Origin of the sequence: Shinella sp. (assembly GCF_035998705.1) — a bacterium.
Classification (GTDB): domain Bacteria; phylum Pseudomonadota; class Alphaproteobacteria; order Rhizobiales; family Rhizobiaceae; genus Shinella.
Window position 1 is genome coordinate 746585 of sequence record NZ_DASYHH010000022.1, and the last position, 19212, is coordinate 765796.

The window sequence follows — 19212 nt, forward strand, 5'->3', positions numbered from 1 at the left end:
CCCGCTCTCCCCATGCCTCGTCAACCTACGACACGAGCGGAGATCCCATGTCCAATGTCCTCGCCTTCCCCACCGCCCAACAGCTCACCGAAGCGCCGGGTAGCGCGCTCGACGCGGGCCAGCTCCACGCTTATGCGAAGCGGCATCCCGATCGCATCGCAGACATGTCCGCCAAGCTACGCCTCGCCGCCAAGGCAGCGGTGATCCTGCATGCGCTGATGGACGACATAAATGTGGAGATCAGATCCTAACAGGAAACATGCCGATCCGGGCCGCAGCTTCCTGCGGCCCGGATGATGTCGTTACTGGCCGCCCCAGGCTGCCGGGTAGTCCGGCAGCTTCTCGCAGCCACACATCGCGTGGTGCAGCGGCGGCATCTTGTCGTTGACATACTGGTCGAGCGTCTCGGCGGTGATGGACGGCTGCGGCATCACCCATTCCGGACCCGGCACCGGCTCACCCTTCAGCACCTTGACGGCCGCGATGATCGGCGTGCGCCACTGGTAGGTCGGGTAGGTCGGCGCGATCGCCTTGAAGCCCTCGGCCTTCCATTTCATCAGGAAATCCTGCTGGTCTTCGCCGGTGATGATCGGCAGCGGCAGGCCGGAATCCTCGAAGGCCTCCAGCGCCGCGACGGCCGTTGCACCCGCGTCCATCCAGATCGCATCGATCGAGCCGCGTTGCAGATAGTCCTCGACGATCGACTTGGTCTTGGCATTGTCGCCCTCGGTGAACTCCTCGCCGATGACGTTCAGCCCCTTCTCCTTGAAGATCCGCTTGGCGGCCGAGGCGCGGGTTTCCAGCACGTCGACGCCGGGCACGATGCGCAGCATCAGCACGTTGGCGCCGGCCGGTGCGGTGGCCGCCACGAACTCGCCGGCCTGGATGCCGAAGCCATAGCCGCCGACCGGATGGATGAAGGTCACCGGGCACTTGGTGTTGACGCCGCGGTCGAAGACGATGACCGGCAGCTTGGCGCAGGCCTTTTCGACGGCAGGGGTCAGCGCCGCGGTGGTGTTCGGCGAGACGATCAGCACCGAGCACTTGCCGCCGTTGATCAGGTCGTCGATATCGGAGATCTGCTTGTCGTCGGAGCCTTCGGCATCGACATGGATGAGCTCCTTGATCTCCGGATGCAGCTTCACCTCGGCCTGCATGTTGGTCCAGCCGGTCACGCGCCAGGCATTGTTCACGCCGGCATTGGAAAAGCAGATGGTATAGGGACCTTCCTTCTTGTACTGCGCGGTATTGGCCATCTGGTCACCGTAATATTGCACCCATGGCTCCCCCTCCGGGCCATTGGCCTTCGCCGTCAGCATCTCGCGCTGCCGGGCGAATTCCGCAGGGTCGTCGAAGTTCAGCTGTTGAGCCTGCGCGGTGCTGGCAAAGAGGGCAGCCGAAAGGGTGGCGGTCAGCAGTTTTTTCATGTCTCACTCCCATTTGATCATGATGTTCAGGTTCCTCCCGACGGCCTGACGGCCGGCGAAATTTCAGGTCCCGCCGGCGCGATTGCGCCGGTAGGTGGCAAGCACGACGGCGACGATCAGGATCACGCCCTGCACCACGTCGCGCACCGGTTTCGGCAAGCCGATGAAGTTGAGCAGCGTGAAGATCGCCGTCAGTGTCAGCGCGCCGGCAATCGAGGCCGGCACCGAGCCGCGCCCGCCGAGAAGCTGCGCGCCGCCGATGACGCAGGCGGTGATCGCCTGCAATTCGTAACCGACGCCGACATCCGTCGAGACCCCGGCAAAGCCGCCAAGCAGGATGCCGGCCGTCACGGCACCCAGCGACGAGATGACGAAGGCGATGATGCGCACCCGCTCCAAGGGAACGCCCGACATCTGGGCGGCGCGCGGATTGTCGCCGATCGCATGCAGCAGACGCCCGAGATTGGTGCGATGCATGAGCCAGAACAGGCAGATCCCGACCACGACGAGCACGATGAGCGCCACCGGCAGGAACTGGATCAGCGGAATGCCCTGGATATTGCTGCGCCCGAAGAAACGGAACGTCTCCGGCAGGTAGCCGCGCGGCGAACCGCTCGACCACATGAAGGCCGCACCGTTCAGCGTGATCATCATGCCGAGCGTGGCGATCAGCGAAGGCACGCGCAGATAGCTGACGACGAGCCCGTTGACCACGCCGACGGCAAGCCCGACCGCATACATGACCGGGATCACCCACCAGGTGGCATCGGCATTGTTGTTGAGCAGCATGGACGAGCCGACCACCGTCAGCGTGATCACCGAGCCGACGGAGAGGTCGAAACCGCCCGAGACGATGACGTAGATCTGGCCTGCCGCGAGGATCGCCAGCGGCGCGGCCCGCTTCAGGAAATTCATGTAGCCCGTGGGCTCGACGAAATTCGGGTTCGACAGCGTGATGGCGACAAGCAGCGCCGCGAGCACGAAGAAGACGGGGTTGATCTTCGGCAGGCGGCCGCCCCTTGCGACGGGCGCCTTTGCGGCATCGACGGTTTCCTGGATCATGCCACTATCCTCTTCGAACGCACGGCGTAGAAGGCGACGGCGGCGACGATGATGATGCCGCGCATCACCTGCTTGGCGAAAGCATCGACGCCAGTGAGATTGAAGATCGAGTCGATCAGCGAGAAGATGATGACGCCCGCGACGGTGCCCCAGATGCCGCCCTTGCCCCCGGAGAGGATCGTCCCGCCGATGACGACCACGGCGATCGATTCCAGATCATAGGCGCCCTCCCTGCCGATCCATGGCGAGCCGGATTTGAGCCGGCTTGCGAGATAGAGGCCGGCAAGCGAGGCACACAGGCTGCAGATGATGTGGCTCGCCATCACCACCCGCGTCGTCTTGATGCCCGCCGCGCGCGCCGTATCGCGATTGCCGCCGACAGAATAGACGTTCGAGCCGAAGCGGGTGAAGCGCAGCACGGCCCAGGCTGCAAGCACGAGCAGCATCAGCATGATCAGACTGACCGGCAGGCCCAGCACGTCGCCATAGGCGAAATACTGGAACGCATCCGGCACCGAACCGCCGAACCGACCATGGAAGGAGGCGAGGCAGCCCTGGATGATCAGCGCCATGCCGAGCGTCGCGATCAGCGGATTGACCTCCAGCCTGGTGATCATCAGCCCGTTCAGCGTGCCGACGACGGCGCCCATCAGCAGCACGGCGAGGACAGCCGGCACCATCATCGCCGGGTCGCCGTTCATGATCGCCGAGGAGACGACCGCGGACGCCGAGATCAGATGCGCAACCGACAGGTCGATCGAGCCGACGAGGATGGCGAAGGTCTGGCCGACGGCGGTGATGCCGAGCGCGATGGAGCGATTGAGGATGGAGATCGCCGCTTCCGGCGTCAGGAAGCGCGTGAGGCCGAGGCTGAGCGCGATCGCGATATAGATGGCGAGCGCTGCGGCAAGCAGCAAAGCCGGTGCGTAGCGCTCCATGCGCCAGGCAGGACGTTTGGTAAGGGTCGCCGTGTTCATGCCGCCACCGCCTCTTCGCCGGTTGCGGCGAGCATGACATCGGCCTCCGACACGCCACGCGGGAACGCGGCCACGAGTTCGCCGGCGCGCATCACGAGGATGCGATCGGCAGCGCCCAGCACCTCCGGCAGGTCGGAAGACACCATCATGATCGCCGCGCCCTTGCGCGCGAGATCGCGCATCAGGTGATAGATACCGGCCTTGGCGTTGACGTCGATGCCGCGCGTCGGCTCGATGAAGATCAGCAGCCGCGGCGCCAGCGCCAGCCAGCGCGCGACGATCGCCTTCTGCTGGTTGCCGCCGGACAGCGCCTTGATCTCCTGGGAAAAACTGCCGGCCCTGACGTCGAGCTCGTGCAGCAGCTTGTCCATCTCTTCGGCGGAGGCGAACGGCGTCGCATCGGCCTTGCTCGCCAGACCCGAAAGCGCACGCGCCGTCAGCAAACCATTGTCGGCAACCGACTGCATCAGCACCAGTCCCTCGGCCTTGCGGTCACCCGGCAAGAGGCCGATGCCGGCACGGATGGCATCGCGCGGATTGGTGAAGCGCGCCGGCTTGCCCGCCAAAAGAACCTCGCCTTCGGTGAAGGGCGCAAAGCCGAAGATAGCCTGGGCTAGCGCCACGCGCCCTGCCCCCTGCAACCCGGCAAAACCGACGATCTCGCCTGTACGAAGCTCGAAGGAAATGTCCTTCAGCCGCTCGTTGCCGGCATGGCGCACGGACAGCACGACCTCGCCGATCTCCTCCGGCGTCGCCGGCGCCGCATAAAAATCACCGATATCGCGGCCGACCATGGCGCGCACGATCGTATCGGGTTCCGGCACATGGTCGAAACGCGCTGCCGTCTCGCCGTCCTTCAGCACGGTCACCCGGTCGGCCAGCCGCGTGATCTCGCGCATGCGGTGGGTAATGTAGACGATCGCCACATCGCGTTCCTTCAGCGTATCGACGAGACCGAACAACACCTCGCATTCCGCCTCGTTGAGCGCCGCCGTCGGCTCGTCCATCACGATGACCTTCGCATCGAGCGACACGGCCTTGGCGATCTCGACCAGCTGCTGGCTCGCGACGTCAAGATCGGCCACGACCGTATCCGGCTCGATCCGGTGCGCCGAGCCGAACAGCGCGAGCACCCGCCGCGCCTCCGCATTCATCGCCTTGTGGTCGATCAGGCCAAACCGCGTCGGCTCGCGTCCGAGAAAGATGTTCTGCGCCACCGTGCGCTCCGGCAGCAGGGAGAATTCCTGGTAGATCACGGCGATGCCGGCGCGGATCGCCTCCAGCGGATGGGCGAAATGCCGCTCCTCGCCGCCGACGACCACCGCGCCGCCATCCAGCCGGTAGACGCCGGAGAGGATTTTCATCAGCGTCGATTTGCCGGCACCGTTTTCGCCGGCGAGCGCATGCACCTCGCCCGGATAGGCCGAAAAACTGACGCTCTTCAGCGCCTTCACACCGGGAAAACTCTTGGTGATGCCGCGCATCTCGATTGCAGGACTATTCATGCTGCTGCCCATGTCTTGCGAATGAACGTTGCGCTTTCGGAAAAAAGCGTCTCGAAATCCGGGAACAGCGGCCGCCAGACGCGGGTCGCCGTCGCGATGGCCGGCAAGCCGGCGCCGAAGGCCTCAAGCGTCAACCAGCCGTCATAACCGATCTCCTTCAGCACGGTGAACATCGACGCAAAGTCTATGTGCCCGCGCCCCGGGATGCCACGGTCGTTCTCGGAGACATGGAAGACGCCGATGTCCGGGCCGATCAAACGGATCGCCTCCTCCGGCCGCCGCTCCTCCACATTGGCATGGAAGGTGTCGTACATGATCTTGAAGGCAGGATGTCCGACGCGGTCGACATAGGCGCGGGCCTGCTCCATCGTGTTGAGATAATAGGTCTCGAAGCGGTTGAGCGGCTCGAGGCTCAGAAGCATGCCATTGGCCGCCGCGCGCTCCGCCAGTGCCCGATGCGCATCCGCCCCGTGTTTCAGCTCGTCCTCGCTGGCACCGGCGCCGGTGAAGAAGCCGATCGGCGCATGGAACGGCCCGCCCATGCTTTCGGCACCCAGCGCAATGGCACAATCCAGCGCCCAGTCGAGATGGGCAAGCCCGCGGGCCCGCACCTCGGCATCGCAGCTGACCGGATTGGCCTCCGGCGTCGGCACGATCGACGTGGTCGACCGGGCGAGGCCGAGCCCATCCAACTCTCGGGCCAGCCGCTCGTAGTGCCCGACGTCCCCCTTGAGGACCGGCACTTCGACGCCGTCATAACCGAGGTCGCACAGACGCCCGATGCTGTCGAGGTGCTTGTCCTCGACGAAATCGGTCAGGCAGAGAAGGTTGATGCCGAGTTTCATGGCGCGCTCAATGCAGCTTGATGCCGAGATCGCGGCAGGTGGCGCGGATCCAGGCGAGCGATTTCTCGATCATCGGCCCGGCCGCCCCTTCGCATTCGAGGCTCAGCACGCCGTCATAACCATGGTCGCGCAGCTGGGCGAGGCAGGCCTTGATGTTCTGCGCATTGACGCCGTCGCCGAGCGCGCAATGGCTGACGGCAATGCCGGTCTGCCCGCCGCGCACCGCATCCGCCAGCGACTGCGACACGTCCTTGACGTGCACGTGGCTGACCTTGTCGATGAAACGCGGCAGGAACTCCGTCGGCTCCTGGCCGGCGATGAAGGTGTTGCCGGTGTCCATGTTCATGCGCAGCCACTTCGAATCGACGAAGGCCAGCATGCGCGCCATGAAGTCGGGGCGGGTCGTGAAATAGCCGTGCGGCTCGATATTGACGATGATCTCGTGCGCCTCCGCAACCTCGATGATCGTCTCGTAGCTGCGCTTCATCAGCGCCATCGCTTCCTCTTCGCTCAAGCCTTCCGGCATATGCAGCCCGTCGGTGGTGTCGACACAGGGGCTGCCGGCCTGCGCGGCCCAGGCGATCGATTTCAGCACATAGGGCACGCCCCGAAGCGGCCCGTCCGCGCCGGAAAGCGGGTAGGCGGCATCGACCTGGGAGAAGCGCACGCCGTAACGATCCATCTTGCGGCGCAGCAGCGCGGGGTCCTCGTAGAGCGCGACATGCGGCTGGTAGCCGAGGCCGTGGATCCAGCTGACGCCGTCGATCAGGCCGCACTCGATGAAGTGCACATCGTTGTCGCTCGCCCACTGCAAGCATTTTTCGAACGACCAGTAGGCCGAGTTGAACGCGTCCGTGTGGAAACCAATCCGCACCGGCAAATCCTCCCTGGTTCTCCTCCATGCCGTTGAGTTTCAACGGCAAATCATCAGCGCCTCCGTTTGTCGCTTGATGATGTCCCAGCATTGCGCAATAAAGGAGCGTCCGCGTTCGATATAGAGGACTGGTAAATTTTAAACATCGCCGGAGGGGGACGATGGTGAAGAGCAACAACGAGAAGGCCGTCAACCGGCCGGCGGTTTTTCGCGAGCCGGGCGCCCTGCTCTATGCCGGAAACTGCCAGGACCTGATGAAGGCCTCGCTTGCCGGGCAGGTCTCGCTCAATGCCTGGACGCGGCGCGGCTATCCGGGCATCGACCTCGGCCATGCGCTGCCGCAGGTCTGCTCCGTCGGCGGCTGGGACGCGACGATCCCGCAGGACTGGGGCCTGCGCGAACATTGCAACGAGGGCGTCAAGATCGCCTATCTCGCCCGCGGCTCGCTCACCATCACGATGGATGGCCGCAAGACCACGCTCAGCGAAGGCCAGATGTTCGTCGTCCGGCCTTGGCAATTGCACGCGCTCGGCGATCCGACGATCGGCGCCAGCCACATCGTCTGGGTGCTGATGGACATGGGCGTGCGCCGGCCGCACGAAACCTGGCTCTGGCCGGACTGGATCGGCTGGCCGGAGCGCGACCGCAAGCGGCTGAGCGAGCTTCTCTCCAGGAACGAACAGATCTCCTACCTCGCCTCACGCGATGTGGCGCGCACCTTCATGGATATTCACGAGGTGGTGGCAAGCCGCGATATCGACGGCGGCGAAGCGCGCCTGCGCCTGCTGATCTCGATGATGCTGCTGCAATTTCGCCAGATGCTGGAGAGCGAAGCGCCGGTGCTGGATCTGGCACTCGCAAGCTCCAAGCGCACGGTGGAAATCTTCCTGAAGCGGCTGAAACATGCGCTAGACGAGGACTGGACGCTGGAAAACATGGCGGCGGAATGTAACTTATCGCGCACCCAGTTCACCCAGCACTGCCAGGTTCTGACCAATATGACGCCGGTGCGCTATCTCCAGATGCTGCGGCTGAATGCGGCGCGCCAGCTGCTCGAAAGCGGCCAGCTGACCGTCACCAACATCGCCTATGACTGCGGCTTCTCCTCCAGCCAGTATTTTGCGACCTGCTACAAGAAGCGCTTCGGCTTTTCCCCGATCGAGACACCACGCCAGCAGGTTCACATGAACGGCTGACTCAGAAATGCTCGGCCACCCAGGGCGGCGGGCCGGCAAAGATGCGGTCCGCGAGCACAACGGCCTCGGGGTCGCCATGGACAGAACCCGCGCGGTGCAGGAAGCTCGCCGAGCGGAAGCCGGAGAACAGGCTTGGAAGCTGCGCCGCTTCGATCGACAGCGACGGTCCCTCGCCAGAACCGGGCGTGCAGCGCGTCTTGCCGCCGCGAAGGGCGAGGTGCAGAACCTGCGGTTCGGCACCGTCGATCGTAAGCGTCAAATTACCATCGTCGCAGGTATAGCCTCGCGCGTTCAGGGCGGCGACGGGGTCCAGCACACGCATCAGAAACTCCTCCTGATGGACCAGCGACCAGCCCTTGTCCGGCATGGCGAAGACCAGCGCATCCTGCGGCGCGCCGTGCCAGCGCACCGTGCGATAGACCGTCGAGAACGTGCCGATGAATTTCAGGATCTGTCGCGCGGCCGCGCCATTCAGCGCCGCCCAATCGCGGATTTCCAGGACGTCTTCACTGGGCGTTTCGATCACCACATAGCCTTCGTCATCGTCCAGGACGAAGACGGACGGTATGTATGTCGTTTCGTCGAGGCGGGCGTTCCAGTGCGCGTCGTGGCGGTCGAGCAGGCCGGCCTCGTTGCGGCAGGCGCGCTGGTAAATGGGGCTGAGAACGGCCTGCGCCTCGGCGAGCGGGATCCGACGGACGCGGATGTCCTGCCGGATCTTGTACAATTCCGCGGTTTGCGCCTCGTAGATCATCTCGTGGCCGGCGAGGTTGAAACCGGAGCGGCGGTAGACCGGACGCGTCGAGGCAAAGAGGCTGGCGAGGCAGGCGCCGCCCTTGCGCGCATCGTCGCAGGAAAGCGCCATGATCTCTGCGGCGAGCCCCCCGCCGCGAAATTCCGGCTGGATCGCGATATGGGCGATGTTGGCCGCTGGCACGGCTCGCCCGCCGAACCAGTGACCGCAGGGCACGACCGCCCAGACCGCGGCCGGCACACCGTCCTTTTCGAGGATACGGAAGCACTCGATGCCCGTCATGCGCACATAGTTGCGCGTCCACGCTTCGTTGACGGCAAAGGCGAGGCGGTAGGCATCCATGATGAAGGCCATGTCCGTCATGGTCGCATTGCGAACCGACATCCGGTTTCTCCTTTTTGACGACGAGGCGGAGCGTCTTAGCGGCCCTGCCCCGCAAATGTGCTACGCGCGAGATCCGCGACCCCGAGAATGCCGGCGCGAACGCCGAGTTCGGCCCGGCAGATTGACACGGGCGCAACGGCGCCGAGTGGCGGCCGGAGGGCAGAGACCCGGTCGATGAACCCCTCCGCCAGCCCGATGCCGCCGCCGAACACGATGCGCGGCGGATCGAACGCCAGCTGGATGTTGCGGCAGAGGCGCCCCACGCGCTGGGCGGAGGCCGCGACGATGTCCATCGCCCATGTCTCGCCACGCAATGCAGAGGCAAAAACCTGCCGCGCATCGGCCTCATGTCCCTGGCGCCGGGCTTCCGCCGCCATCCAGCGTCCGGAGGCGCGATCTTCAAGGAAGGTGCCGTCGTCACCATCGGTGGTAAGCCCGAAATGCCCGGCGAGGCCCTTTTGCAGTTGGCCACCGAGCACGATGCCGCCGCCGATGCCGGTCGATATGGTGAGGAAGACGAGGTCTTCGCCACGTCCGGCGCCAAAAGCATGTTCGCCCCAGGCGGCAGCCTGCGCATCGTTGACGGCGATGGCCGGCAAGGAGGCGAGCGTCTCGACCCGGGCGATGAGCGGATAATCCGGCGGAATGCCCAGGGTCGCCGGGTTCATCGCCGACCAGCAGCCATTCCGCACGAAGCCGGTGACGGCAAGACCGACACCGTGGAACCGCCCCTGCCACGGTTTTGCGGCGGAAAACGCCGCTTCGAGCCAGCGGTCGGGGCCATCTTCCCGCGCGGTCGCGACCGTGACCTCATCCACCACGCCGGACGCGTCGACGAGGGCGACCAGGGTTTTCGTGCCGCCGATATCCACGGCGAGGATTGCGCTGTCGTCCGTCATAGGCGTTATCCTAGCCGATCAGCCGGCCGCTGGCGGCATCGAAAAGCGAAACCTTGTCGGCCCCGATCGTCACCGGCACGGTGGAACCCTGCGAGACGCTGCCGGTCTCCATGCGCGCAACCAGCGAGTGGCCGTGCACCGACAGGGTGACATTGTCCTCCGGCCCGGTGGATTCCACCATCTCGACCTTGGCCTCGATTGCCGGCGATCCCTCCCGCGCAAGCCGGATATGTTCCGGCCGGATGCCGAGCAATACGTCGCCTTTTGCCGCGACGCCCTCCGGCAAGGAAAGCGGCAGGACCCAACCCTTCCCGTCGCTGAAGGACGGTTTTCCGTCGGCGTGCACAAGCGCGCCCGGCACGAAATGCATGGCGGGCGAGCCGACGAATTTTGCGACGAAGAGATTGGCCGGGCGGTGGTAGATCTCATAGGGGCTGCCGATCTGCTGCACCTCGCCCTTGTGCATCACGACGATCTTGGTGGCGAGCGTCATCGCCTCGATCTGGTCGTGCGTCACATAGATCATCGTCTTGCCGATGCGCTCGTGCAACTGCTTGATCTCCACCCGCGTCTCGACACGCAACGTAGCGTCGAGATTGGAGAGCGGTTCGTCGAAGAGAAAGACTTTCGGGTCGCGCACCAGCGCCCGGCCGATCGCCACGCGCTGGCGCTGGCCGCCGGAAAGTTCGCGCGGCTTGCGCTCGAGCAGCTGTTCGATCTGCAGGAGTTTTGCCACCTGCATGACCTTGCCTTGCATCTCCGCCGCATTTGTGCGGCGCATGCGCAGCGGAAAGGCGATGTTCTGCCGGACCGTCATGTTCGGATAGAGCGCGTAGGACTGGAACACCATGGCGATGTCGCGCTCGCGCGTCGGCACGGCAGTGACGTCCCGTCCGTCGATCTCGATCAACCCGCCATCGATCGGGTGCAGCCCGGCAATGGCATGCAGCAGGGTGGATTTCCCGCAGCCCGAGGGACCGAGCAGCACGACGAAGTCGCCCTCGTTGACCTCGATGTCGATGCCCTTCAGCACGCTGACGCTTCCATAGGATTTGCGGATGCTTTTCAGGAGAAGGGACCGCGTCATTGTGTTGGTTTCCATCATCGTTCTATCCCTTGATGCTGCCGAGCGACATGCCGCGCACGACCTTGCCCTGAACCAGCATTCCCAGAACCAGCATCGGCAGCATGACCAGCGTCGCCGCCGCCGTCAGCGGTCCCCATTGCACGCCCTGGAAGGTGAGGAAGGAGGTGATGCTGACCGGCAGGGTCTGCGTATCGCGGCCCGTCAGCACCAGCGCGATGAAGAACTCGTTCCAGGTGAAGAGCACGCAGAGAATGAAGGTGGCGACGATGCCGCCGAACGCCACCGGCAGGAAGATCTCGCGAAAAATAGTGAATTCGCGCGCACCATCGACCTTCGCCGCATCCCGCAATTCCCGCGGAATATCCTCGAAGAAGGTGATCAGCAGCGAGATCGCAAAGGGAATGTTGACGAAGGCATAAACGCCGATGACGATCCAGTGGTTGTTGAGCAGCTTCATCTGCGCCGCCAGAAAATAGGTCGGGATGATGAAGATCAGCGGCGGCGCGATGCGGAGACTGAGGATGAATTTCTCGTTCTGCCGCTTGGTCGCCTCGTCCTGCGCCACCAGGCCATAGGCGACGAGCGCGCCGACGCCGACGGAGATCAGGCTTGCGGAAAACGAGATTACCACGCTGTTGAAGAAGGCGCGGATGAAGACGCCATTGTTCAGCACCTTGGCATAGTTCTCCCAGGTCGCCGCAAACAGCCAGACCGGCGGCATGGCGAAGGCGTCGCGCTGGGTCTTGAGCGACGTCGCCACCACCCAGTAGAGCGGGAAGAGCATGCTGAGGAGGAGGATGGCGAGCGCGATCCAGAAGATGATCCGGCGCATCAGGCTTCTCCTTGTTTCGGCGCCTTGAAGGCGAGGTTGTAGAGCAGCAGCAGCGCGACATTCGTGAGAATGGTCAGCACCATGGCGATTGTCAGCGAATAGGAGATGTCGAAATTGGTGAAGGCGGAGATGTAGCCGTAGAGATTGAGCGTCTCCGTGGAGAGCGCCGGCCCGCCGCGCGTCATGATGTAGAAGATGTCGAAGGCCTTGACCGCATCGATCGCCCGGATGAGGGCCGCGACCATCAGCGCCCGCTTCAGCGCCGGCAGCGTGATGTACCAGAGCACCTGCCATTCCCGCGCACCATCGACGCGCGCGGCGTTCTGCGGATCGCCCGGCAGCGATTCCAGCGAGGCCATGGTGAGCAGCACGACGAAGGGCGTCCATTGCCAGATATCGGCCATCAGCAGCGAAAACAGCGCGACATTCGGATTGCCGAGCCAGTCGACCGGGCCAAGGCCGATGGTCGAGAGCAGGTAATTCATCATGCCGTTCGACGGATCAAGCAGGAAGCGCCAGGTGAGACCGACCACGACGGGCGTCATGACGATCGGCACCAGCAGGATGCCGCGCACGATGCGTTTTCCCAGGAACTCCCGGTCCACCAGCAGCGAGATCGCCAGCCCGAGCGAAACTTCGATGACGGTCGCGGCGACCGTGAACAGCACGGTGCGCCCGAGCGCATTGATGGCGCGGCCGTCGAACAAGAGCCGGATATAGTTGTCGAAGCCGATGAAGCTTTCCTGCCCCGGGCGGAGCAGGCTGATATTGTGCAGCGTCAGCCACACGACATAAACGGTCAGGATGACCGAGACCGTGCCGAAAAACAGGACGACCGGACGGTAGAAATAGGTGGTCGCATCCTTCATGGTGCCGCTCTCCGTGAGGCTGGCCATGCCCGGCGAACCGGGCACGGCCGGGATGATCAACGGCTGAGGGCCGCGTCGTTGGCGGCATTCGCCTCGGCGAGCGCATCCTTGGCCGTGGCCGTGCCGGCGAGCACCTTCGATACCGCGATGCCGGCATTGTTGATGACCTCGTTGGCGGCCTCGACGGTCGGCAGATATTGCGGATTGCCGGCATTGATCGAGGCGAGCATGGCATCCTTGAAGGCACCGTAGCGCTTGTTGAACTCTTCCGAGTTCAGCGCCGCAAGCGAGGTCACGCCGGAATTGGGCGCGAGGCCGAACGACTTGACCTGCTGCTCCTTCGCCGTCGCCCAGGAGGCGAAGAGCCAGGCCGCTTCCTTCTGCTGCGAGGCCTCGGAAATATAGAGGCTGTGCACGGCAAGCGACGAGGAACCGCCCTTCAGCTTGTCGGTCTCGACAGGCACCGGCACATAACCGACCTTGCCAACGACGGAGGATATCGAGGCGTCCTCGTTGAAGGCGCCGTTGACGGTGGCGTCCATCGTCATGCCGGCCTTGCCCTGCTGGAAGAGCACGCGGTTCTCCTCCCAGCCGAAATTGGCGACGCCGACCGGGCCGTAATCCCGCAGCACGCCGGCAAAAGCATCGAGCGAGGCGGCCGCCTCATCGCTGCCGAGCGCAGACTTGCCGTCCGCGCCGATGAACTCGCCGCCATAACCCCACAGCCAGCCGGCCCAGACATAGACGTTCTGGATGCCCTGTGCCCCGCGCATGGTGATGCCGGCGACCGCGCCGTTCGATTTTTCCTTGATCGTCTTCGCGGCCGCCGTCACCTCGCCAAAGCTCTTGGGAGGAGCAATGCCATATTCTTCGAACAAGTCCTTCCGGTACATCAGGAAGGTGCTTTCGCCATAGACCGGCAGGCCATAAAGCTTGCCGTCGACGATATTGGTGTTGAGGTAGCCGGGCACGAAATCGGCCTTGTCGTAGTCCTTGGCGAACTTGGTTGCCAGCTCGTCGAGCGGCGTGATATAGCCGGCCTTCAGGAAGCCCGGAATATAGATGATGTTGTTCTGGACCACGTCATAGCGGCCCGAGCCGGAGGAGAACTCCAGCAGCATCTTGGCGGTGATGTCGGATTCCGGCACCACTTCGAGCTCGACCTCGATGCCGGTCGCCGCGGTGAATTCCGGCAGCAGCGCCTGGATGCCCTCGGTGGTCGGGTGACCTTCCATCAGCACGGCAAGGCGGGTGCCCTTGTAGGGCTGGTCCGCATCCTGCGCGAAGGCCGACACCGCCACGGACGAGGACAGTGCAAGTGTCAGAGCAATAAAATGACGTCTTTTCATGTCGTTCCCCTTTTTTGGATAGCGCTCGTCACCGAGCCGTCAGTTGCACTTCGCAGCGCCTAGCCGCGCTGTATCTCCCCGGATTTCTTTGGAGTTCAGAACCGCTGCACCTCGCCCGTATCGGCCGAGCGCACGAGCGCCTGCGTCAGTTCGAGCGACAGCAACGCCTCCTCGCCGGTCGCGACCTGGCAGTCTGCGCCGTCGATCCATTCGAGCACGCCGGAAAGCTGGAGGCGGAGGTCGCCGCCAACCTTGCCGCCGATCTCCGGCCAGTGCTGGGTGTCGATCTCGCGCGAGGCCTGGTTGTCGGCGAAGTAGAGGCCGCTGTCGCCGCACTGCACCTCGAAGGAACCTTCCGTGCCGATCATTTCGAGGCGCGCATCGATCATGTGGCGGGCGCCGGCCGGCAGTGACCAGGCGCTTTCGAAGGTCACCACCGTGCCGCCGGAAAAGCGCACGACGCCGGCAATCGTGTCCTGCGTGCCCATCTCGCCGAGCAGGATTTCCGTCTGCTGTGCATAGGCGGTGACCGGCGTCTGGCCCTTCAGCATCCACAGCACCATGTCCACGTCGTGCACGGTGACGTGCATGGCGAGCGGCAGGGTGCCGGCATACCGCTTCGGCCCCTCGGTGCGGGCGCTGTTGCGGCGGGCATAGACATGGATCGGCGTGCCGATCCTGCCGGTCTCGATCAGCTCGCGCGCCTTGTAGTAGCGCGGGTCGAAGCGCAGCAGGTAGCCGACGCCGAGCTTCACATTGGCCGCCTGGCAGGCCGCGACGATCTTGCGGCCATCTTCCAGCGTCGAGGCAATCGGCTTCTCGATGAACAGGTTGACGCCCTTGGCGGCGATCGCAAGCGCGGGTTCGAGGTGGAGATGGTCCGGCGTGCAGATGCTGACGAGATCCAGCGCTTCGGCCGCGAGCAGCTCGTCATGCGAGCCGTAGACGCGCACCCCGCCACCGAGCCCATCCGCCACCGCCTGCGCCCGGGCAATATCTCGATCGACGATCGCCACCAGCTCCGCCCGCGGATCGCTGGAAAAGATCGAGGCGTGCATCGAGCCCATGAAACCGGCACCGATGACGGCGACTTTTTTCGTCCTGATCATGTCATCCTCCAAAATCTCAACGCGCACCGCCGGCAAGGGCGTCGGCAAACCGTCTGGTAATCTCGTCCGGTCGGGTAATGGCGGAACCGACGACGACGAAGGCCGCGCCAAGCTCCAGGGCGCGCCGCGCCTGCTCGGGCTCCCAGATCCGCCCCTCCGCGACGAAGGGGATGCCCGCTGCCGCCAGGTCCTGCATCAGCGCGAAGTCCGGGGCCGTGGTGCCGGTCGTATAGGGCGTGTAGCCGGAAAGCGTGGTGCCGACGAAATCAGCGCCCGCGGCGATCGCCTGCCTGGCCTCCGCCAATGTGCTGATATCGGCCATGCTGATCTTCTTCAGCCGTACGATCTCGCCGACGATGTCGACGACCGGCACCGGGCGCGGCCGGTCCGTCGCATCGAAGGCGATGACATCGGCGCCCGCGGCGGCAAGGTTCCGCACATCGTCGAGCGAAGGCGTGATGTAGACGTCGGAGCCCGGCTGGGCGATTTTCGTGATGCCGATGATCGGCAGGGTGGTGACACCGCGCACCGCCTGGACATTGCGCACGCCCTCGATCCGCACACCCGAGGCGCCGCCGAGAACGGCCGCGCGGGCGAGCGCCACGATATGCTCCGTGGCATGGAGCGGGCTGGTTTCCGCCGCCTGGCAGGACACGACAAGCCGGCCCCGCATTGTTTCCATAATGTCCATAAACGCCGCATCTCCTTGACTGGAGGCGACGTTACGGCCTTTGGCGAAAACCGTCAATAATTTTTTTCATATGAAGATTATCTTCAAAGGAAATCTTCAGATGTTGCGGTCGCTGACGCTCTCCGCCGTATCCTTGATGGTTTCGAGCCGTGCCGGATCGAGTTTGGTGATCGTGTTGGCGATGGCATCGACGATCAGCAATTGGCTGATCTTCGACGGAAAGGCTCCGCCCGTCAGCGGCGTTTCCGGCGAGGAGGCGAGCAGCACGAAGTTGCAGATCGCCGCCAGCGGGCTCTTCGTCCGGTGCGTGATGCCGACGATGCGGGCACCGCGCGCATGGGCATTCTCCGCCACGCGCAACGTATCGATGGTCGAGCCGGAGGTGGAAACGAGGATGTAGAGATCCGCGGGCGAGGCGGTCGCGGACGCCATGGTGGCGAGATGCGCATCGCGGCCGATATGGGCGGAAATGCCGAGGCGGGCGAGCTTGTATTCGAGATATTGCGCCGTGATGGCAGATGCCCCGACGCCGAAAATCTCGACATGGCGGGCCGAAAGCAGCAGCGAGGACACCTCCTCGATGGCCCGCCGGTCGAGCATCCTTTCGGTCTCCTCGAGCGCGATGCGGGCGGTCTCGACCAGTTCCTGCACCATGTCGCCGGGGGTTGAGGTGGAGGCGGTCTGCTGGAGGGTGGCAAGCTCATGGGCGAGCGCCAGCTTGAAATTCTGGAAACCGGGATAGCCGAGTTCGCGGCAGAACCGGATCACGCTCGCCTCGGAGGACTGCGCCTCGTCGGCAAGCTCCGTGATACTCTTGAAGAGCACGGATTGCGGATCGGCCAGCACGAAGGAAGCGACGCGCTCAAGCGCCCGGGTCATGGCAGGCCCCTGCGAGCGGATTCGCGCGATCAGCGGCGGTTGAGGATGTACGTCCACCTTGTTTCCTTGCAGCAGGCCTAGCTTCGGATCGCCCGATTCATATGCGACGGCTGGGGGAAAGGAAACAGGCCCGGTGGCGGGCAGGTCGTCAGGGCGCGGGTAAACCGCGCCCTGAACAATATCGTCGATCAGACGAGATCGAAGCGGTCGGCGTTCATCACCTTGTTCCAGGCAGCGACGAAGTCCTTGACGAACTTCTCCTTGGCATCGGACGAACCGTAGACTTCGGCGAAGGCGCGAAGCTGCGAATGCGAGCCGAAGATCAGGTCGACGCGCGTGGCGGTCCACTTGGGTTCGTTCGTCTTGCGGTCGCGGCCCTCATAGACGCCCTTCTTGTCGGCGACGGGCGCCCAGACGGTGCCCATGTCGAGCAGGTTGACGAAGAAGTCGTTCGTCAGCGCTTCCGGACGCGACGTGAAGACGCCGTGTTCCGGTTCGCCGGCCTTCAGCACACGCAGGCCGCCGACGAGAACCGTCAGCTCCGGCGCCGTCAGCGTCAGGAGCTGCGCGCGGTCGATGAGCGCCTCTTCCGCCTTCAGGAACTGATGACGGTTGGCGTTCACGTAGTTGCGGAAGCCATCGGCGCGCGGCTCAAGGGCTGCGAAGGATGCGGCATCGGTCTGGGCGTCCGACGCATCCGTGCGGCCCGGCGTGAACGGCACGGCGACATCATGGCCGCCAGCCTTCGCCGCCTTCTCGACGCCGGCAGCACCGGCCAGCACGATCAGGTCGGCAAGCGAGATCTTCTTGCCGCCGCTCTGCGCCGCGTTGAAGTCCGCCTGGATGCCTTCGAGCACGCCGAGAACCTTGGCGAGCTGCGCCGGCTGGTTGACCTCCCAGTCCTTCTGCGGTGCAAGGCGGATGCGCGCGCCATTGGCGCCGCCGCGCTTGTCGGAACCGCGGAAGGTCGAGGCCGATGCCCAGGCGGTGGAGACCAGCTCCTGTAGCGAAAGGTCGGTGGCGAGAACGCGCGCCTTGAGGTCGGCGACATCCTTGTCGTCGACCAGCGGATGATCGACGGCCGGGACGACGTCCTGCCAGATCAGGTCTTCCGCCGGCACTTCCGGGCCGAGGTAGCGGGCCTTCGGGCCCATGTCGCGGTGGGTCAGCTTGAACCAGGCACGCGCGAAGGCATCGGCGAACTGGTCCGGGTTTTCAAGGAACCGGCGCGAGATCTTCTCGTAGATCGGGTCGAAACGCAGCGCGAGGTCGGAGGTCAGCATCTTCGGCAGGTGCTTCTTCGTGGAATCGAAGGCATCCGGGATCGTGGCGCCGGCGCCCTTTGCGACCCACTGGTGCGCGCCGGCCGGGCTCTTTTCCAGTTCCCATTCGTAGCCGAACAGGTTCCAGAAGAAGTTGTTGCTCCACTTGGTCGGCGTCGAGGTCCAGGTGACTTCGAGGCCGCTGCCGATCGCATCCGTGCCGACGCCCGAATTGAACGTGCTCTTCCAGCCGAGACCCTGCGCTTCGAGTGCGCCGCCTTCCGGGTCGATACCGACGAACGACGCGTCGCCGGCGCCGTGCGTCTTGCCGAAGGTGTGGCCGCCGGCGATCAGCGCCACGGTCTCTTCGTCGTTCATCGCCATGCGGGCGAAGGTGTCGCGGATGTCGCGGGCGGAGGCCAGCGGATCGGGATTGCCGTTCGGGCCTTCCGGGTTGACGTAGATGAGGCCCATCTGCACGGCGCCGAGCGGCTCGGCCAGTTCGCGTTCGCCGCTATAGCGCTCGTCGCCGAGCCAGGTGCCTTCCGGACCCCAGTAAAGCTCTTCCGGCTCCCAGACATCGGCGCGGCCGCCGGCGAAACCGAAGGTCTTGAAGCCCATGGATTCGAGCGCGACGTTGCCGGTGAGGATCAGCAGGTCGGCCCAGGAGATCTTGTTGCCGTATTTCTGCTTGATCGGCCAGAGCAGGCGGCGGGCCTTGTCGAGATTGACGTTGTCCGGCCACGAGTTGAGCGGCGCGAAACGCTGCTGGCCCTGGCCGGCGCCGCCGCGGCCGTCGGTGATGCGGTAGGTGCCGGCGGAGTGCCAGGCCATGCGGATGAACAGGCCGCCGTAATGGCCGAAGTCGGCCGGCCACCATTCCTGCGAATCCGTCATCAGGGCCGTGAGGTCCTGCTTGACGGCGTCGAGGTCGAGCGTCTTGAAGGCCTCGGCGTAGTCGAAATCCTTGCCCAGGGGATCGGAAAGATTGGAATGCTGGTGCAGGATCTGGACATCCAGCTGGTCCGGCCACCAGTCGCGGTTGGATCTGCCCTTGGGTGCCGCATGGGCGACGGGACACTTGCCCGCGGTGTCGGTTTTCTGGTCCATGATTCTCTCCTGTTGTTTCCTTGGCCTGCCACTCGGGACGGCCTTTCGAACGCTTGAGGGAGAGATCTGCATCCTCCCCTTGGCACCTTCTTATCGGAAGT

The 19212-nt window shown here is 64.5% G+C and carries 18 protein-coding genes; 2 read left to right on the forward strand and 16 right to left on the reverse strand.

The features are described 5' to 3' along the window. Positions 1 to 47 precede the first annotated feature (47 nt). On the forward strand, positions 48 to 251 hold the full coding sequence (locus tag VGN93_RS20255) for a hypothetical protein (protein ID WP_327508836.1): 204 nt from the start codon (positions 48 to 50) through the stop codon (positions 249 to 251). A gap of 51 nt (positions 252 to 302) precedes the next feature. On the opposite strand, the gene VGN93_RS20260 is transcribed toward VGN93_RS20255, so the two are convergent. The 6 genes from VGN93_RS20260 to VGN93_RS20285 form a co-directional block, all read right to left on the reverse strand. Next, on the reverse strand, positions 303 to 1427 hold the full coding sequence (locus tag VGN93_RS20260) for a substrate-binding domain-containing protein (RefSeq protein WP_327508837.1): 1125 nt from the start codon (positions 1425 to 1427) through the stop codon (positions 303 to 305). A gap of 63 nt (positions 1428 to 1490) precedes the next feature. Further along, the gene (locus VGN93_RS20265) at positions 1491 to 2489 is read right to left on the reverse strand and encodes an ABC transporter permease (RefSeq protein ID WP_327508838.1); all 999 of its coding nucleotides are present in this window, start codon (positions 2487 to 2489) and stop codon (positions 1491 to 1493) included. Next, on the reverse strand, positions 2486 to 3466 hold the full coding sequence (locus tag VGN93_RS20270) for an ABC transporter permease (RefSeq protein WP_327508839.1): 981 nt from the start codon (positions 3464 to 3466) through the stop codon (positions 2486 to 2488). The genes VGN93_RS20265 and VGN93_RS20270 overlap by 4 nt, the downstream gene beginning before the upstream one ends. Further along, positions 3463 to 4971, reverse strand: coding sequence for a sugar ABC transporter ATP-binding protein (locus tag VGN93_RS20275; protein WP_327508840.1), 1509 nt, complete (start codon positions 4969 to 4971; stop codon positions 3463 to 3465). The genes VGN93_RS20270 and VGN93_RS20275 overlap by 4 nt, the downstream gene beginning before the upstream one ends. After that, positions 4968 to 5816, reverse strand: a complete 849-nt coding sequence (locus VGN93_RS20280; RefSeq protein ID WP_327508841.1) for a sugar phosphate isomerase/epimerase family protein — start codon at positions 5814 to 5816, stop codon at positions 4968 to 4970. The genes VGN93_RS20275 and VGN93_RS20280 overlap by 4 nt, the downstream gene beginning before the upstream one ends. A 7-nt stretch (positions 5817 to 5823) precedes the next feature. Then, positions 5824 to 6690 (reverse strand): sugar phosphate isomerase/epimerase, encoded by an 867-nt coding sequence (locus VGN93_RS20285; protein ID WP_327508842.1) that lies wholly within the window; start codon positions 6688 to 6690, stop codon positions 5824 to 5826. A gap of 161 nt (positions 6691 to 6851) precedes the next feature. Between VGN93_RS20285 and VGN93_RS20290 the strand changes: the two genes are divergently transcribed. Next, positions 6852 to 7886: an AraC family transcriptional regulator gene (locus VGN93_RS20290; protein WP_327508843.1), complete on the forward strand. Its 1035-nt coding sequence runs from the start codon at positions 6852 to 6854 to the stop codon at positions 7884 to 7886. A gap of 1 nt (position 7887) precedes the next feature. Here VGN93_RS20290 and VGN93_RS20295 read toward each other — a convergent pair whose 3' ends face one another. The 10 genes from VGN93_RS20295 to katG form a co-directional block, all read right to left on the reverse strand. Beyond that, complete coding sequence (locus VGN93_RS20295) at positions 7888 to 9024, reverse strand: GNAT family N-acetyltransferase (protein WP_327508844.1); 1137 nt, start codon at positions 9022 to 9024, stop codon at positions 7888 to 7890. A 35-nt stretch (positions 9025 to 9059) separates the two neighbouring features. Further along, on the reverse strand, positions 9060 to 9923 hold the full coding sequence (locus VGN93_RS20300; RefSeq protein WP_327508845.1) for an ROK family protein: 864 nt from the start codon (positions 9921 to 9923) through the stop codon (positions 9060 to 9062). Positions 9924 to 9933: 10 nt separating this feature from the next. Then, positions 9934 to 11010, reverse strand: a complete 1077-nt coding sequence (locus tag VGN93_RS20305) for an ABC transporter ATP-binding protein (RefSeq protein WP_327508846.1) — start codon at positions 11008 to 11010, stop codon at positions 9934 to 9936. A gap of 22 nt (positions 11011 to 11032) precedes the next feature. Beyond that, on the reverse strand, positions 11033 to 11842 hold the full coding sequence (locus VGN93_RS20310) for a carbohydrate ABC transporter permease (protein ID WP_327508847.1): 810 nt from the start codon (positions 11840 to 11842) through the stop codon (positions 11033 to 11035). Further along, complete coding sequence (locus VGN93_RS20315) at positions 11842 to 12738, reverse strand: sugar ABC transporter permease (RefSeq protein WP_327508848.1); 897 nt, start codon at positions 12736 to 12738, stop codon at positions 11842 to 11844. The genes VGN93_RS20310 and VGN93_RS20315 overlap by 1 nt, the downstream gene beginning before the upstream one ends. A 29-nt stretch (positions 12739 to 12767) precedes the next feature. Beyond that, positions 12768 to 14060 carry a sugar ABC transporter substrate-binding protein gene (locus VGN93_RS20320; protein ID WP_327508849.1) on the reverse strand — a complete coding sequence of 431 codons (1293 nt, stop codon included), beginning with the start codon at positions 14058 to 14060 and terminating at the stop codon, positions 12768 to 12770. 95 nt (positions 14061 to 14155) lie between these two features. Beyond that, a complete protein-coding gene (locus VGN93_RS20325) occupies positions 14156 to 15169 on the reverse strand; it encodes a Gfo/Idh/MocA family oxidoreductase (RefSeq protein WP_327508850.1) in 1014 nt (337 codons plus the stop codon). Positions 15170 to 15185: 16 nt separating this feature from the next. Continuing rightward, a complete protein-coding gene (locus tag VGN93_RS20330) occupies positions 15186 to 15860 on the reverse strand; it encodes an N-acetylmannosamine-6-phosphate 2-epimerase (RefSeq protein ID WP_327508851.1) in 675 nt (224 codons plus the stop codon). 96 nt (positions 15861 to 15956) lie between these two features. Next, positions 15957 to 16796, reverse strand: a complete 840-nt coding sequence (locus VGN93_RS20335; RefSeq protein ID WP_327508852.1) for a MurR/RpiR family transcriptional regulator — start codon at positions 16794 to 16796, stop codon at positions 15957 to 15959. 131 nt (positions 16797 to 16927) lie between these two features. Beyond that, positions 16928 to 19111: a catalase/peroxidase HPI gene (gene katG, locus VGN93_RS20340; RefSeq protein ID WP_327508853.1), complete on the reverse strand. Its 2184-nt coding sequence runs from the start codon at positions 19109 to 19111 to the stop codon at positions 16928 to 16930. Between the last annotated feature and the right edge of the window lie 101 nt (positions 19112 to 19212).

Bases quoted from the DNA above. Each gene is read 5' to 3' on its own strand.
- VGN93_RS20255 (WP_327508836.1), top strand. From the start codon at position 48: ATGTCCAATGTCCTCGCCTTCCCCACCGCCCAACAGCTCACCGAAGCG.
- VGN93_RS20260 (WP_327508837.1), bottom strand. From the start codon at position 1,427: ATGAAAAAACTGCTGACCGCCACCCTTTCGGCTGCCCTCTTTGCCAGC.
- VGN93_RS20265 (WP_327508838.1), bottom strand. From the start codon at position 2,489: ATGATCCAGGAAACCGTCGATGCCGCAAAGGCGCCCGTCGCAAGGGGC.
- VGN93_RS20270 (WP_327508839.1), bottom strand. From the start codon at position 3,466: ATGAACACGGCGACCCTTACCAAACGTCCTGCCTGGCGCATGGAGCGC.
- VGN93_RS20275 (WP_327508840.1), bottom strand. From the start codon at position 4,971: ATGAATAGTCCTGCAATCGAGATGCGCGGCATCACCAAGAGTTTTCCC.
- VGN93_RS20280 (WP_327508841.1), bottom strand. From the start codon at position 5,816: ATGAAACTCGGCATCAACCTTCTCTGCCTGACCGATTTCGTCGAGGAC.
- VGN93_RS20290 (WP_327508843.1), top strand. From the start codon at position 6,852: ATGGTGAAGAGCAACAACGAGAAGGCCGTCAACCGGCCGGCGGTTTTT.
- VGN93_RS20295 (WP_327508844.1), bottom strand. From the start codon at position 9,024: ATGTCGGTTCGCAATGCGACCATGACGGACATGGCCTTCATCATGGAT.
- VGN93_RS20300 (WP_327508845.1), bottom strand. From the start codon at position 9,923: ATGACGGACGACAGCGCAATCCTCGCCGTGGATATCGGCGGCACGAAA.
- VGN93_RS20305 (WP_327508846.1), bottom strand. From the start codon at position 11,010: ATGACGCGGTCCCTTCTCCTGAAAAGCATCCGCAAATCCTATGGAAGC.
- VGN93_RS20310 (WP_327508847.1), bottom strand. From the start codon at position 11,842: ATGCGCCGGATCATCTTCTGGATCGCGCTCGCCATCCTCCTCCTCAGC.
- VGN93_RS20315 (WP_327508848.1), bottom strand. From the start codon at position 12,738: ATGGCCAGCCTCACGGAGAGCGGCACCATGAAGGATGCGACCACCTAT.
- VGN93_RS20320 (WP_327508849.1), bottom strand. From the start codon at position 14,060: ATGAAAAGACGTCATTTTATTGCTCTGACACTTGCACTGTCCTCGTCC.
- VGN93_RS20325 (WP_327508850.1), bottom strand. From the start codon at position 15,169: ATGATCAGGACGAAAAAAGTCGCCGTCATCGGTGCCGGTTTCATGGGC.
- VGN93_RS20330 (WP_327508851.1), bottom strand. From the start codon at position 15,860: ATGGACATTATGGAAACAATGCGGGGCCGGCTTGTCGTGTCCTGCCAG.
- katG (WP_327508853.1), bottom strand. From the start codon at position 19,111: ATGGACCAGAAAACCGACACCGCGGGCAAGTGTCCCGTCGCCCATGCG.